General features: G+C 53.1%; 16 protein-coding genes. 11 read left to right on the top strand and 5 right to left on the bottom strand.

Going from position 1 to position 13,907, the window contains the following annotated elements; all coding sequences use genetic code 11:
• Positions 1–43: 43 nt before the first annotated feature.
• The 10 genes from cybC (at position 44) to MUG06_RS13225 (ending at position 8,423) form a co-directional block, all read left to right on the top strand.
• Complete coding sequence (gene cybC, locus MUG06_RS13180; protein ID WP_215845503.1) at positions 44–430, top strand: cytochrome b562; 387 nt, start codon at positions 44–46, stop codon at positions 428–430.
• Between the two features lie 295 nt (positions 431–725).
• Positions 726–1,058 (top strand): glycine dehydrogenase, encoded by a 333-nt coding sequence (locus MUG06_RS13185; RefSeq protein ID WP_243078856.1) that lies wholly within the window; start codon positions 726–728, stop codon positions 1,056–1,058.
• 93 nt (positions 1,059–1,151) lie between these two features.
• Positions 1,152–1,508 (top strand): SFCGS family glycine-rich protein, encoded by a 357-nt coding sequence (locus tag MUG06_RS13190; protein ID WP_031376389.1) that lies wholly within the window; start codon positions 1,152–1,154, stop codon positions 1,506–1,508.
• A 2-nt stretch (positions 1,509–1,510) separates the two neighbouring features.
• The gene (locus MUG06_RS13195) at positions 1,511–1,810 is read left to right on the top strand and encodes a DUF4312 family protein (RefSeq protein ID WP_215845504.1); all 300 of its coding nucleotides are present in this window, start codon (positions 1,511–1,513) and stop codon (positions 1,808–1,810) included.
• 142 nt (positions 1,811–1,952) lie between these two features.
• Positions 1,953–2,729: a DUF4311 domain-containing protein gene (locus tag MUG06_RS13200; protein WP_243078857.1), complete on the top strand. Its 777-nt coding sequence runs from the start codon at positions 1,953–1,955 to the stop codon at positions 2,727–2,729.
• Position 2,730: 1 nt separating this feature from the next.
• Positions 2,731–3,372, top strand: coding sequence for a DUF4310 family protein (locus MUG06_RS13205; protein WP_215845505.1), 642 nt, complete (start codon positions 2,731–2,733; stop codon positions 3,370–3,372).
• A 43-nt stretch (positions 3,373–3,415) separates the two neighbouring features.
• Positions 3,416–4,546 (top strand): amidohydrolase/deacetylase family metallohydrolase, encoded by a 1,131-nt coding sequence (locus tag MUG06_RS13210; protein WP_215845506.1) that lies wholly within the window; start codon positions 3,416–3,418, stop codon positions 4,544–4,546.
• Positions 4,530–5,651: a DgaE family pyridoxal phosphate-dependent ammonia lyase gene (locus tag MUG06_RS13215; protein ID WP_215845507.1), complete on the top strand. Its 1,122-nt coding sequence runs from the start codon at positions 4,530–4,532 to the stop codon at positions 5,649–5,651. The genes MUG06_RS13210 and MUG06_RS13215 overlap by 17 nt, the downstream gene beginning before the upstream one ends.
• Positions 5,648–6,388: a KDGP aldolase family protein gene (locus tag MUG06_RS13220; protein ID WP_243078858.1), complete on the top strand. Its 741-nt coding sequence runs from the start codon at positions 5,648–5,650 to the stop codon at positions 6,386–6,388. Before MUG06_RS13215 ends, MUG06_RS13220 begins: the two co-directional genes overlap by 4 nt.
• Before the next feature lie 124 nt (positions 6,389–6,512).
• On the top strand, positions 6,513–8,423 hold the full coding sequence (locus MUG06_RS13225) for a PRD domain-containing protein (RefSeq protein WP_243078859.1): 1,911 nt from the start codon (positions 6,513–6,515) through the stop codon (positions 8,421–8,423).
• A 36-nt stretch (positions 8,424–8,459) separates the two neighbouring features.
• Here MUG06_RS13225 and MUG06_RS13230 read toward each other — a convergent pair whose 3' ends face one another.
• Positions 8,460–9,362, bottom strand: a complete 903-nt coding sequence (locus MUG06_RS13230; protein ID WP_243078860.1) for a LysR family transcriptional regulator — start codon at positions 9,360–9,362, stop codon at positions 8,460–8,462.
• Positions 9,363–9,490: 128 nt separating this feature from the next.
• Here MUG06_RS13230 and MUG06_RS13235 point away from each other — a divergent pair, with 128 nt between their 5' ends.
• Positions 9,491–10,195, top strand: coding sequence for a pirin family protein (locus tag MUG06_RS13235; RefSeq protein ID WP_243078861.1), 705 nt, complete (start codon positions 9,491–9,493; stop codon positions 10,193–10,195).
• Between the two features lie 105 nt (positions 10,196–10,300).
• On the opposite strand, the gene dolP is transcribed toward MUG06_RS13235, so the two are convergent.
• The 4 genes from dolP to MUG06_RS13255 are packed head-to-tail and all read right to left on the bottom strand — an operon-like array spanning position 10,301 to position 13,879.
• Entirely contained in the window at positions 10,301–10,873 is a 573-nt protein-coding gene (gene dolP / locus MUG06_RS13240) for a division/outer membrane stress-associated lipid-binding lipoprotein (RefSeq protein ID WP_215845509.1), read from the bottom strand.
• A 17-nt stretch (positions 10,874–10,890) separates the two neighbouring features.
• Positions 10,891–11,478, bottom strand: coding sequence for a DnaA initiator-associating protein DiaA (gene diaA / locus MUG06_RS13245; RefSeq protein ID WP_215845510.1), 588 nt, complete (start codon positions 11,476–11,478; stop codon positions 10,891–10,893).
• 14 nt (positions 11,479–11,492) lie between these two features.
• Positions 11,493–11,888 (bottom strand): YraN family protein, encoded by a 396-nt coding sequence (locus MUG06_RS13250; protein WP_243078862.1) that lies wholly within the window; start codon positions 11,886–11,888, stop codon positions 11,493–11,495.
• Positions 11,846–13,879, bottom strand: a complete 2,034-nt coding sequence (locus MUG06_RS13255) for a penicillin-binding protein activator (protein ID WP_243078863.1) — start codon at positions 13,877–13,879, stop codon at positions 11,846–11,848. Before MUG06_RS13255 ends, MUG06_RS13250 begins: the two co-directional genes overlap by 43 nt.
• Between the last annotated feature and the right edge of the window lie 28 nt (positions 13,880–13,907).

Raw genomic sequence — 13,907 nt, forward strand, 5'->3', positions numbered from 1 at the left:
CAATTGGCTGCTTTTTTTTGACCACAATAAAAAGGAAAAAACGATGCGTAAGCATGTGATTGCAATGTTGTCTCTCTCTCTGCTCTTCTCCAGCGCCAGCCTCTACGCGGCTGAGTTGGAACACGATATGGACACGCTGAATGCCAATCTTAAAATCGTCAAGAAAACTGACGATGCGCAGGAGATGCAAAAAGCGTTAAGTGAAATGCGTTCGGCGGCGCAGGATGCGAAGAAATCAACGCCAGAAAAACTGGAAGGCCAACCGGCTGACAGTGCACAGATCAAAGATTTCCACGCGGGTCTGGATTCGCTAATTGCTCAGATCGACGTGGTGAACGAGCTGGCAAAATCAAACAATATTGATGGCGCCAAAACGGAAGCAAAAAAGCTGGACGATATTCGCACGGCTAACCATAAGAAGTTTCGCTAATTCCTGTGCCGGTCATCTGACCGGCTTTTTTTTGTCATAACTTTTGCTTATTTCCTCACGCTTCAACAGGTTGCCAATCGAATTCACCTGCATGACTTACGCATAATCATCGCTTCCTTTCTGCACATCACGCATAACGCGACCTTTATCACACTAAACACGCACCCTGCGATCTGGCGCACTGTGCTCACGTCGATTTCCACTTCCATCTGGAAAAGATGCGTCTCCAAAGCTTGCCTGCTTCCACGTAATTTATTTTCAACGCGAATTATCCGGTTTCAACAGGAGTAGCAAGGTGAGTAAAAACGGCGTCCAGGTGCAAGACGCACCCCCGGAGGAAGTCCAGCAGCTGGCAGACAAAGTGCTGCAGCAGATCGCTGTGATCTATGCGCAACACGGTATTCAACCCAATGCGGTTCAGCAGCAAATGCTGGTTTCTCACGTACGTGCGATGGCATCGCGCTCGTTAACCGGCGAGCCGCTGCCAGAGGTTGAAGCTGACTTGTTTGAGGATATCTCTCCAGAAACCATGCAACTGTCGCAGCAGGTGGTGGATCTGTTTGGCAATTTGCCGCGCGAAGAGGCGTGGCTACTGTCCGTTCATATCGAAGTGGCACGCACCCATTAATTCACCTGGCTTCACCAAAGACGGTGAAGGCTCGAAGAAAACGTTACGGGCAGAAACATCCGGCCCAGGCAGACATAACCCGAGGAACACAACATGGTAACTGTAGTGATTGGCGATCGTTTAGGTAAAGGTCAGAAAGTGGCGGCAGGCATTGAGAAAGCCGGTGGCCGGGCGGTGGTTGTTCCTGGTGTTGCGGCAGATATGAAGTTAGGCGACGTCATGAAAGCGGAAAACGCTGATTTTGGCATCTCCTTCTGTGGCAGCGGCGGCGCAGGTGCCATCACCGCACAGAACAAATATGGCTACAAAGCGAAGCACGGCATGCGTTCGATTGACGAAGGCGTTACCGCCATTAATGAAGGTGCAACCGTTTTAGGTTTTGGCTTCATGGACAAAGAAGAGTTAGGCGAGCGCTTAGTGCAGGCGTGGAACAAGAAATACGGCAGCTAACCATGAAAGAACAATACGTTACTCAGGTGACGGTGCAGGGTAAAGGCGAGACCAAAGCGAAAGCATTCGCCGATGCGCTGAGTCACGTGCAGAACCAGGTTCTGCGCGCGACGCAAAAGATTCTGTTGCGCATTGAGCCCGAAGATGTGCGGGTTTTACGTGCGCAGGAAAGCGTTAAAAACGAAAAATTCCTGTTTTTCTTTTTGGCGCGCCAACGGCGGAGCTACAGCGTTGAACTGGAGATTACCGTCAGCGTTACCGTGATCGATACCGAACAGGTTGCGTTCACGGCGGCTCCCTAAATTTACCCGTCAAATTCCAGGTTGCAGAGGTGTTAGCTTCGCGTCCCACTCCTTTACTGAGTCAACGCGTGGAGGTTCAGGCTGGCCGCCTTTAAGTAACGCAGAGTATTTGGGTAAGTGACGACAACAAAGGTAAAAAAATATGTTTTTAATCATTTTGTTTAAGTCGTTGATCATTGGTGGATTAGTGGGGGTAGGCGTTGGCGCGGGTGCGGCACGTATGTTCCATGCGCCCACTACGCAGGGCATGGGCGCTTTTCGTACCTTAGGCGAGTTGAACTCGTGTGAGGGCGATCCCGCTTCCCACTTCTCCTTTGGTCTCGGTTTTTTCTTTAACGCCTGGGCTTCTTCCGTTGCGGCGGGTTCCTTCACGCAAGATGTTGATCATCGCATCATTCCAAACTGGGGCGCGGCAGCGTTGATGGTGAAGAATCGCAACGTGGCAGAAACGCTGCACGATCCGAAAAAAATGGCTATCGCCTGCGGCATTATCGGCATGATCGTGGTGGCCTTTCTTAACTCAACCGCATCGGCGGTGCCCGCGGCATTGCAGGTCACGGCGGTAAAAGTATTAGTACCTGCAGCCAATCTGCTGGTGAACACCGTGATGCCGGTGATCTTCTGGCTGGCAGCCATCGATGCGGGCAAGAAATCGGGCTTTTGGGCCACGATTTTTGGCGGCCTGGCGCAGCTGATCATGGGCAATGCTGTACCGGGGTTGGTGCTGGGTATTCTGATTGGTAAAGGGGTAGAAGAGAGCGGCTGGAACAAAGTTACCAAAGTCATGATGTTTGTCATCGTTCTGCTGTTCGTGCTCAGCGGCTTCTTCCGTGGCTTCGACATGAAGCTGCTGCAATCTTTCCAGTTAGGCATTCCGGGCTGGCTCGATTCCATTCACAACTCCATGAGTGGCAAATAAGATGAACGAAAATAAAAGCTTCTGGTACGCCGATTGGTCCTTCCCGATTTTTGTCGGTCTGCTCTCTTCTGGCGTCTTCGCCGGTACGCACATGTATTACCTTTACGGGATCGGTGCGTTCAACGAAGTGGCGTTTGTCTCGATGCTGCGTGCCGGCATGGAAACCGGCGTCTACGGCGCGGTGGCGGCGTTTGGTGCCAGCTTCTTGTTCGCTCGCATTATTGAAGGTTCGCTGGTGGGCATTCTCGACATCGGTGGTGCGATTCAAACCGGCGTTGGCCTCGGCGTTCCGGCGCTGTTGCTGGGCGCGGGCATTGTGTTTCCAGTGGCGAATTTTGCAGCTTCGCTGGTAACCGGTTTGGTGATTGGCCTGGCGATCGGCTACCTGATCATTCTGGCGCGTAAATTCACCATCAATCAAAGCGACTCTACTTACGGTGCGGACGTGATGATGGGTGCCGGTAACGCTTCTGGCCGCTTTCTCGGCCCTTTAATCATTCTTTCTGCCATGGCGGCGTCGATTCCTATTGGATTGGGTTCGCTGCTGGGCGCGTTGCTGTTCTATCTCTGGAACAAACCGATTACCGGTGGCGCGATTCTCGGCGCGATGATTTTGGGTGCCATTTTCCCGATTGCGCTTTGATGCATCAGGCGGCTCGTCAGCGGGCCGCCGTTAAGGAGTAACCATGTTCGACTTGATTATTCGTGACGCGCGATTAAGCGATGAGCAGCGGGTCGATATCGCCGTGCTGGACGGAAAAATCGCCGCCATTGGTGATGTGCAGGGCAAAGCGAAAAGCGAACGCAATCTGGCGGGACGCTATTACCTCAGCGCAGGGTGGATCGATTCCCACGTTCACTGTTATCCCAAATCACCGATATACCATGATGAAGCCGATGCCATTGGCGTTAACCACGGCGTGACCACGGTGATTGATGCGGGCAGCACCGGCGCACAACACATTGACGACTTCTACCAGTTGACGCGTGCGGCACAAACTCAGGTTTATGCCCTGATTAATATTGCGCGTACCGGTATCGTCACCCAGAACGAACTCGCGGACATGACGCAGATTGATGGCCCCGCGGTTGAGCAAGCCGTGGCGCGCCTGCCCGATTTTATTGTTGGTTTGAAAGCCCGGATGAGCAGCAGCGTGGTGGGTGAAAACGGCATTCAACCGTTGATCAAAGCCAAGGCGATTCAAAAAGCGGTTGGCGATCTGCCGCTAATGGTACACATCGGCAATAACCCGCCCGATCTCGACGAGATTGCCGATCTGCTCACTTCTGGCGACATCATCACCCATTGTTACAACGGCAAGCCCAATCGCATTTTAACGCCGCAGGGTGAACTCAAGGCAGCCGTGAAAAATGCTCTGGCTCGTGGTGTGCGGCTGGATGTGGGGCACGGCAGCGCCAGCTTCAGCTTTGACGTGGCGCGGGTGGCCATTGCGCAGGGCATTTTACCCGACAGCATCAGCTCTGACATTTACTGTCGCAATCGCCTGAACGGCCCCGTGCATAACCTGGCGCACGTGATGTCGAAATTTTTCAGCGTTGGCATGACGCTGCCGCAAGTGATCGACTGCGTAACCTGGAAAGCTGCGGATGGCTTACGCCTGACGCACAAAGGACGCCTTGAGGTCGGTTTTGACGCCGACCTGACCATTTTTACCGTCAAAGAGGAAGCTCACCCGTTCGTCGATTCAGAAGGCGAACGGGTTGAGGGCGAGAAACATCTGATTCCGCTAGCCGCTGTTGTGGCTGGAGAGTGGATCCTGACTGAAGAAGGGAAAGCCAATGTCTCTACTATATGAAAAATATGGCCTTAAGCAGGTCATCAACGCCTCGGGGCGCATGACGATCCTCGGCGTTTCTACGCCATCAGCCGACGTCATTGATACGGTTAAGTATGGCCTCGATCACTACTTCGAAATGAAAGATCTGGTGGACAAGACCGGAGCCTATATTGCCGGTTTGCTGCAGGTTGAAGATGCTGTGGTGGTGTCTTGTGCTTCAGCCGGTATTGCGCAGAGCGTGGCAGCGGTTATTGTCAAAGACAACGACTGGCTGTTGGATAATCTGCATGCCGCGCCGCTTAACGTGCCGCACGACATCGTCGTACCCAAAGGGCATAACGTGAATTATGGCGCGCCGGTGGGCAGTATGGTGGCGTTGGGTGGCGGTAAGCTAGTGGAAGCGGGCTACAGCAATGAGTGCTCGCCTGAACAGCTGGCAGCAGCCATCACGCCGCAAACGGCAGCGATCCTCTATGTTAAATCCCATCACTGCGTGCAAAAAAGCCATCTCAGCGTTGAGCAGGCCGCTGTGGTAGCGCGTAAGCATGGTGTACCGTTAATCGTTGATGCCGCCGCTGAAGAGGATTTGCAGTGCTATTACCAGTTCGGTGCAGATCTGGTGATCTATAGCGGTGCAAAAGCCATTGAAGGCCCTACCAGCGGGCTGGTGATTGGCAAAAAGCATTATGTGGAATGGGTAAAACGCCAGAGCAACGGCATTGGCCGCGCAATGAAAGTCGGCAAAGAGGGCATTCTTGGCCTGACGCAGGCGATTGAAAACTATCTGACACACGAGAAAACCAGCGGTGCGCAGATGGTAGAAAAAATGACGCCCTTCATTGAAAATCTCAACACCCTCAGCGGCGTCACAGCGCGTGTGGTGTGGGACGCCGCTGGACGAGATATTGCGCGCGCTGAAATCAAATTTGATGAGTCAGTGATCAACCAGCGCACCGGCGATCTGGTTCAGGCGCTGAAAACCGGCGACATTGCCATTTACTTCCGCGGCTATAAAGCCAACGAAGGCATCATCGAAGCTGATGTTCGCAGCGTCAGTGCCGAGCAGTTACAGGTTATTTTCACGTCTATTCAGGCACTGTTAAATGAGGCAAAAAAAGCATGACGCTGACACCCAATTTTTATCAGGATCGTTTGTGCCTCAACGTGCTGGCAGGATCGAAAGAGAATGCGCGCGACATTTGGCAAGCGGCAGAAGGGCATGTTTTGGTCGGTGTGCTGTCGAAAAACTACGCCAGCAATGAGGCGGCGATAGCCGATATGCGCGAGTACGCGGCGCTGATTGATAACGCGCTGTCAGTGGGATTAGGGGCGGGCGATCCTCATCAATCCATGATGGTGAGCGAGATTTCCGCAGTGCTGCAACCGCAGCACGTCAACCAGGTTTTCACCGGTGTGGGCACCAGCCGCGCCCTGTTGGGGCAATCACAAACTGTGGTAAATGGCTTGATTTCACCGACCGGAACGCCAGGTAAAGTCAAAATCTCTACCGGGCCGCTCAGCGCGCAAAGCAGTGATGGCATTGTGCCGATTGAAACAGCTATCGCGCTGCTGAAAGACATGGGCGGCAGCTCGGTGAAATATTTCCCGATGGGCGGATTGGAGGCAGTGGATGAGTATCGTGCGGTGGCAGAAGCCTGCGCCAAACACGATTTCTGGCTGGAACCCACTGGCGGCATCGATCTGGAAAACGTAGAAGAGATCCTGCGTATTGCGTTAGACGCAGGCGTCAGCAAAGTGATCCCACACGTCTACAGCGCGATCATTGATAAAGCCAGCGGCGAAACGCGCGTAGAAGATGTGCGCCAGCTTCTGGCGATATGCAAGAAACTGTTGGCCTGACGATCAATCTCGCGCCTTCACACACAATATGAGGGCGTACAGCAACATGGACGTTGGATTTTTCATAACCGTAAGCTAACGTTTTGGAAGCCTTTTTTCCAACTGCTGCAACAGGGACAATATTGTGAGATTTCCCAATCAACGCCTTGCGCAACTGTTTGACGCCTTGAAAAACGAAACGCTGCCGCAGGATGAACTGGCGCGGCGCTTTGCCGTTTCAACGCGTACTGTGCGCACCGACATCACCGCGCTCAATGCGTTACTGGAGCAGCATGGCGCACAGTTTGTCCTGAATCGCGGAGCGGGCTATCAGCTAAAAGTGGACGATGCGCAGCGTTTCCAGCATCTGCAGCAGCAAACCCGTTCGCCGTTGCGGGTGCCGCGAACTTCACCAGACCGGATTCGCTATCTACTGACTCGCTTTCTGACCGCCGCCTATTCACTCAAGCTAGAGGATCTGGCTGAAGAGTGGTTTGTCAGCCGCGCCACGCTTCAGAACGATATGGCTGAAGTCCGTGAATGGCTGGGGCGTTATCACCTCACCATTGAAAGCAAGCCGCATTACGGTATGAAGCTGTTTGGTAGCGAGGTCGCGATTCGTACCTGCTTAACTGACCTGCTGTGGCAAATCGATCAGGAACAACCCGACAGTCCGCTAGTGACAATTGAAGCGTTGAACCGCGGCATTTTGGCGAGCCTACAGCCGATGCTGCAACGCTGTTTTGCCTGTCACAACATTCGCCTCAGCGATGAAGGTGAGCGCTATTTGCGGCTTTACTGCGCGGTAGCGGTACGGCGGATCAGTGAAGGTTATCCGCTCAACGATCCTGGCGCGGAAGATATTGGCGATGAAGTGCGTGAAGCAGCACATGATCTGATTAATCAACTGCGCCCGCTGGTAAGCAAACCTATTTCTCCGGCGGAAGAGAACTGGCTACGGGTGAATATTGCGGCGCGGCGAATTCAGGATGTTGCGCCCAGCGCTATCAATGCCGATGATGCCGACGCGCTGGTGGATTATCTGCTCAGCTACATCAATAACCATTACAACTTCAACCTGCAAAGCGATGAACAACTGCGCGCCGACCTGCTTACGCATATCAAAACCATGATTACGCGGGTGCGCTACCAAATTCATATTCCTAACCCGCTGTTAGATAACATCAAGCAGCATTATCCAATGGCCTATGATGTGACGCTGGCGGCCGTAACCAGCTGGGGGAAATATACGCCTTACGTCATCAGCGAAAATGAAATTGGCTTCCTGGTACTGCATATTGGCGTAGGGCTGGAGCGACATTATGACGTGGGATATCAGCGTCATCCGCAAGTGCTGCTGGTCTGCGATAGCGGCAATTCAACGCTACGAATGATCGAAGCGATGCTGATGCGTAAATACCCGCAGTTGCAGGTGACGGCACGTTTATCACAGCGGGAATATGAGGCGCGCACGCGCATTGACGAAGATTTTGTCATTTCGACCATTCGTCTCAGTGAGAAAGAGAAGCCGGTGGTGGTGATGTCGCCTTTTCCCACCGGTTTTCAACTTGAGCAGATAGGCAAACTGGTGCTGGTGGATCGCACGCGTCCCTATATGTTAGAGAAATTTTTTGATGCCCAGCACTTCTTGATCGTTGATCGTCCGATGACACAGTCGCAGCTCTTCGGTCAACTCTGCAAACAGTTAGAAGCGGAAGGGTTTGTTGATGCTGAATTTTACCCGTCGGTAGAGGAGCGTGAAGCGATTGTCAGTACCATGTTGGGTGAAGGCATTGCGCTGCCACACTCGCTGGGTTTACTGGCGAAGAAAACCGTTGTCTATACCGTATTGGCTCCGCAAGGCATTGCGTGGGGCGATGATACGGCGTATGTGATTTTCCTGCTGGCGATCAGTAAAAGCGAATATGAAGAGGCGATGGCAATTTATGATCTGTTCGTGACCTTCTTGCGTGAGCGTGCGATGACCCGATTACGTGACAGCGCTGATTTTGGCAGTTTTAAAGCGGTAGCGATGGATTGTTTAAGTCGTTTGTAGGTATGCGAGAGCGGGATGCTGAGCGCATCCCTAAAACTATCCGTTCTTTTTTGCCAGCAAGCGTGGGATTTCACGTAAACACCAGGCTTTTGCTTCGCCCATGCTGTCGCGTCGCCACGCCATGATGATATCCACTTCACGGGTATATTCCGGGCTCACTACGCGCAGGCGTCCTTCGGCAATATCTTGCTCTACCAGCGGATAAGGCATAGTCGCAACGCCCAGCCCTGCCAGCAAGGCGCGCCGTTTATCATCCATGCTGCTTACCGTGAGGCGCTGCTGTTTATCCAGCAATTGCACGGTTAAAACCGGGCGCTCACGTGCGGTATCCGCCACCGCAATACCGCGATATTTCACTCGCGTGACTTCTGATTGCGGTTCTGGCTCGTTGTGAATCGGGTGATCTGCGCTGGCGACATAGACACTCATCATGGTGTAGAGCTTGCGGGTGTTGATTTCAGTCGATGCCCGGAAATGGAGATCCGGTGCAATCACGATATCTGCCCGGCCTTGCTCCAGTCTTTCCCACGCGCCTGCTAACACTTCAGTCACTAATGAGATCTGCGTATTGGCTTTATCTGCCAGCTTTGTCACCAGCGGAAACAGCGCTTCTGTCCGCACCAACGCTTCTGTCACGATGGTTAAGTGCGTTTCCCAACCGCGCGCTAACGCTTCAGCATCGGTGGTGAGTTTGTCTGCCGCTTCTAGCAGCACGCGGCCGCGCTCAAGCAGCATGCGTCCGACATTAGTGAATTTGGTACGGTGACCTGAACGGTCAAACAACACCACATCCAACTCTTCTTCCAGCTTCTGCATGGTGTAACTGAGAGCAGAAGGGACACGTCCTAGCTCATCAGCCGCTGCAGCGAAACTTCCACGTCGATCAATCGCATCCATCACACGCAAAGCTTCAAGGGTTAACGCACGTTCTTTGGACATCCCGGTTCTCTTTCAGGAAATTTGAACATGCTGGGCAGATTAACTGGCTAACAATCCGGCGTCCAGCCTTTTACCATAAGTGTATAAAGTCTGCGGCCGCCTTTTGTCGCAGGACGCTGGAGGTAAACATGATTACGACACGCAGTGCATCCGCTTGTGGTCTGGCCGATTTCGGTTGGTTGCAGGCGCGCTACAGTTTCTCTTTTGGACACTATTTTGATCCCAAGTTGATGGGTTATGCCTCGTTACGCGTTTTGAATCAGGAAGTGCTGGCACCCGGCGCTGCTTTTCAACCGCGTACCTATCCGCAAGTCGATGTGCTTAACATTGTGTTGCAGGGCGAAGCGGAATACCGCGACAGTGAAGGCAATCACATCACGGTGCGCGAGGGGGAAGCCTTACTGCTCTCTACGCAGCAAGGCGTCAGCTACAGTGAAATCAATGCCAGCAAAGACCGCCCGTTAACGCGTATGCAGCTGTGGCTGGCAGCCTGCCCGGAGCGTGAAAGTCCACGTATGCAGAAAATAGTGCTGCCGGCAGGACAAAGCACGCATCTGCTGGCCTCGCCAGACGGTGTTGAAGGCAGCTTGCAGCTGCGCCAGCAGGTGTGGATTCATCAGATTGAACTGGCTCCAGGCGAGCAGCATCAATTGCCGCTGCATGGTCCTCGCGCTTATCTGCAATCAATTCATGGCTCGCTGTCTGCTTCAACGGGTGCAGATCATCAGGAAAAACTGAGCTGTGGTGATGGGGCGTTTTTGCAGGAAGAACATCAAATCAGGCTAGAAGCGACCACGCCGACGCGGGCGCTGGTGATTGATATCCCTGTATAAAGAGTGGGTATAAAAAGCCTGCTTAAAGCGTTGGTGTAAGATCTCTGCTATAAAATTCAGGCATAAAAAAGGGCGGCCAGGGGCCGCCCTTGCTGTTTTTTTAATTTACTTCAGCATCGTGAAGGCGGTCGTAACGTGCTTCACGCCACTGACGCGGCTGGCAACATCGGCTGCGGCCTGCGCTTCTTGTGGTGTAACCAGACCTAATAAGAACACTTCACCGTTTTCTGTCGTGACTTTCACGTTTGAGGATTTCACCTGATCGCTGCCTAACAACTGCGAACGGATTTTAGTCGTAATCCAGGTATCAGAAGATGAAGTGCCGAGCGTGACTTTCTGGCCAATGCGAATTTCGTTATAGACCTCAGTCGCGCCATCTACGCCCATGGTGATCTGTTTGGCGCGGTTAGCAATTTCCTGCGTAGGCGATTGGCCGGTCAGCAAGACTTTGCCCTGGTAAGCCGTTGCAATAATGCGTGCATCAGATTTGATCTGTTGATCTTTCGCCAATGCGTTAGTAACGCGTAATTCCAGCGTGCCATCATCAACCTGGGTTCCTACTGAGCGCGGATCAGTAGCGGTTTTGGTTGCAACAGCGGCGCTACCCGCGACGACAGCGACACAGCCCTGCAACATCATGGCGGTTAAAAGAATGGCTACAGCGTTCAATGCTTTCATTATTATTGCTCCTTCAGTCATTCCTGGTGTGGAAACAGTGTGTTGTCGATAAGATCGCACAAACAGTTGAGGGTCAACATATGCATCTCCTGAATACGTGCGCTTCGATGTGACGGAATGCGAATTTCCACATCATGCGGCCCCAACAATCCAGCAAGCTCACCGCCATCATAACCGGTAAGCGCAACGATAGTCATATCACGCGTGACGGCCGCTTCCACCGCTTTAACAATGTCGCGTGTATTGCCACGCGTAGAGATGGCCAAAAGCACATCACCCGCCTGACCCAGCGCGCGTACCTGCTTGGCGTAGATCTCATCGTGAAGACGATCGTTAGCAATGGCCGTTAACATGACGTTATCTGCGCTCAACGCCAACGCGGGCAGGCTTGGGCGCTCGGTTTCGAAGCGATTGATCATGCTGGCCGCGAAATGTTGAGCATTAGCCGCAGAGGCACCATTACCACAACTCAGGATTTTGTTGCCGTTTAACAACGATTGCACCAGAGTCATTGCCGCACGAGAAATCGCATCGGGCAGCGCTTCGGCTGCGGCAATTTGGGTTTGAATACTTTCAGTAAAACACGCTTTAATTCTTTCCTGCACACGACCACCTGGCTCTAAACGTCTGCATTAAAGGCATTCGGCAACCATTCAAGCGCCGTGCCGGTAATAGCAATGATGTCGAAACGGCAATTCACTGTTTCAAAACTGCCGCCACGTTGCGCCAGCCAAAAAGCAGCAGCACGTAGCAGCTTATGTTGTTTCTGGCGGGTAACGCTGGCAAGGGCACCACCAAAACGCGCATCGCGCCGATAGCGCACCTCAACAAATACCCAGCAATGTCCGTCGCGCATTATAAGATCAAGTTCACCACCGCGACTGTGAACATTGCTGGCTACCCATTTTAACCCGGCCCGCTCAAGGTACTGGCGGGCGCGTTGTTCTTGCTCGGCACCAATCTGTCGGCGGTTTAGTTCACCGACCTGATTTCGCCCTGGCGGTACTGGTTCCATGTCAACTTCCTGTTGATCACACAATCCGTGTCGGCGCTGAGTTTGCCTGTATTGCCATCCAGCGCAAATCCAGGCACCTGACGCATCTGGTTAAAGTGATTCGCCAGCTTCCAGGCATCAATGCCCATGGCATACAGGCGCACCAGAGAATAATCATTATTAAACGATTTTGTCGCCTGCTGCATTAAGCCCGGATTAATACCCGAAAGCAGCGGAATATCACTAAACTGCAAACCATCCATCTCCAGACGGAAATCTGGGCCTGCACCCGCCTGGAAGCTGCGTGAGCTGGCGTACAGCGAAACGCTGCTGCGGCTGCCGGTGCGCATGGAGATCATCGGTTTGATCAGTTGCATTTCTTCTTGCGTTGAGACGATATACACCGAATCAACATTGCCGCCACCGCTGGTAGAGGCCACATCCGGCGTGCTCGATTGCGGTGCCGGAATGGTTAATCCCGCAATGGCAATCCCTTGCGGCTGGTCTGGCGTCACGTTAATCGGCGTGCCGCTTAAGGCAATGCCTGCGCCGCTGTTAATGCCCTGTTTCAACTCAGAAACGGAACCAAAGCGCTGCTGCATTGCAGTGCTACCGCCCAGCGTTTGCCACTCTTGCGCAAAGGCTTTAGTCACGCGATCGCCAAAGCTGTTACGCGGCACCAGCAGCAAAGGCTGGCGTTTGCCCTGATCCCAGATATGGTGCGCGGCATCACGCGCTTCGTCTTCAGGAGAAAGCGCAAAATAACAAATATTCGGATGGTTCTGGATCTGCTCGGGTTCGTTAAGCGCCAGCACGTTTAAAGGTGTTTGACTATTGGCGACCGCTTCAACGTTACTTTTAAGCAAGGGGCCGACCACAAGGGTGGCACCATCCTGCTGGGCTTGCTGTAACAGCTGCTGAATCGGCTGGCTGCTGGTGTCATAGACCTTGACCTGAGCGTTGCTGGCGGGATCGCTGGCAACAGCGGGCTGCGCTTGTGGCTGCGTCTCAGCGCTATTCTGCTGGTCTGCTGGCGTGGCTTCTGGCGCTGAAGGGCTGACAACCGCATTCGGATCAGCGTTGGGCTGGGCAGCGGCGTTAGGATCGGTGGATGTAGGTTGGGCTGGAGCCGGCTGCGGTGCAGCAGTCAGGACGCCATTTTTCGCGTCGTTAAAGCCTTTTTGAATCGCATTGGCAAATACCTGTGCCTGACCATTCAGCGGCAGCATCAGGGCAATGGTGCTGGTTGAGGCTTTAGTGAAGTTCTGCGCCTGAGTAAGTTGCGTCGGAAGATTTTTCGCCGCTGGGTTTTGCGGGTAGCGCGTCTGCCAGTCTTTGATACCGGCTTTCAGCATTTCAGCATCTTGCGTATTGGCACGCCAAACCGCCAGTAAATCGAGCCAGCCTTGCAGGACGTTTTCATCAGCGTTGATAACCAGGTTATTTGCCTGTTGCTGAGGCATTTGCGTCAGCGTTTGCCACATCGCATCAATGTTGTTTTGATGATCGGTCCCGGAGAGCAAGGGCTCTTGTGCAATGTAGTTACGCAGCAGCGCCAGAGAAGGTTGGCCTTGTGAGGCGGCAATTTGCAAACCGTAATAGCGCGCCAGCTCATCCTTCGACAGGGCACCGGTTTTTACCTGGCCCAGCAGCTGTAACGCATCGTTCCTATTTTGTTGCGCGATCTGATATTGCGCTTTCAACAGCAGCAACTCTTGTTGTTGGATATCCGAGAGCTGCGAGGGGAGTTGATTCAACTGTTGGTTAGCTTGCGGATACTTTCCTTCCTTCAACAAGGCGCGGATTGCAAGTAATTGCCAGTCGGTCTTGCTATCATCGCTGCTTTGCTGCGCTTGCTGCAGATAGTAAGCGGATGCGCCCGTAGCGGGGCCTTGAATATTAACGGTTGGGGCTTGCGGACCTTGACCACTACACGCGGCTAAAATTAGCGCTGCAAGAAGGACAGGCACAAAGCGTCCTGCTTTATGACGAACGATTTTTGAAGGAAGCATACTGTATCCAGTGATGTTTTTTTCAAGA

This window comes from Pantoea sp. MQR6 (genome assembly GCF_022761075.1).
In the GTDB taxonomy this organism is placed as follows: Bacteria; Pseudomonadota; Gammaproteobacteria; order Enterobacterales; family Enterobacteriaceae; genus Pantoea; species Pantoea phytostimulans.

Coding starts and splice junctions, on each gene's coding strand:
- MUG06_RS13190 (WP_031376389.1), top strand. CDS start 1,152: ATGGTAACTGTAGTGATTGGCGATCGTTTAGGTAAAGGTCAGAAAGTG.
- MUG06_RS13215 (WP_215845507.1), top strand. CDS start 4,530: ATGTCTCTACTATATGAAAAATATGGCCTTAAGCAGGTCATCAACGCC.
- MUG06_RS13250 (WP_243078862.1), bottom strand. CDS start 11,888: ATGGAACCAGTACCGCCAGGGCGAAATCAGGTCGGTGAACTAAACCGC.
- MUG06_RS13200 (WP_243078857.1), top strand. CDS start 1,953: ATGTTTTTAATCATTTTGTTTAAGTCGTTGATCATTGGTGGATTAGTG.
- MUG06_RS13195 (WP_215845504.1), top strand. CDS start 1,511: ATGAAAGAACAATACGTTACTCAGGTGACGGTGCAGGGTAAAGGCGAG.
- cybC (WP_215845503.1), top strand. CDS start 44: ATGCGTAAGCATGTGATTGCAATGTTGTCTCTCTCTCTGCTCTTCTCC.
- MUG06_RS13235 (WP_243078861.1), top strand. CDS start 9,491: ATGATTACGACACGCAGTGCATCCGCTTGTGGTCTGGCCGATTTCGGT.
- MUG06_RS13255 (WP_243078863.1), bottom strand. CDS start 13,879: ATGCTTCCTTCAAAAATCGTTCGTCATAAAGCAGGACGCTTTGTGCCT.
- MUG06_RS13230 (WP_243078860.1), bottom strand. CDS start 9,362: ATGTCCAAAGAACGTGCGTTAACCCTTGAAGCTTTGCGTGTGATGGAT.
- MUG06_RS13210 (WP_215845506.1), top strand. CDS start 3,416: ATGTTCGACTTGATTATTCGTGACGCGCGATTAAGCGATGAGCAGCGG.
- MUG06_RS13205 (WP_215845505.1), top strand. CDS start 2,731: ATGAACGAAAATAAAAGCTTCTGGTACGCCGATTGGTCCTTCCCGATT.
- dolP (WP_215845509.1), bottom strand. CDS start 10,873: ATGAAAGCATTGAACGCTGTAGCCATTCTTTTAACCGCCATGATGTTG.
- MUG06_RS13220 (WP_243078858.1), top strand. CDS start 5,648: ATGACGCTGACACCCAATTTTTATCAGGATCGTTTGTGCCTCAACGTG.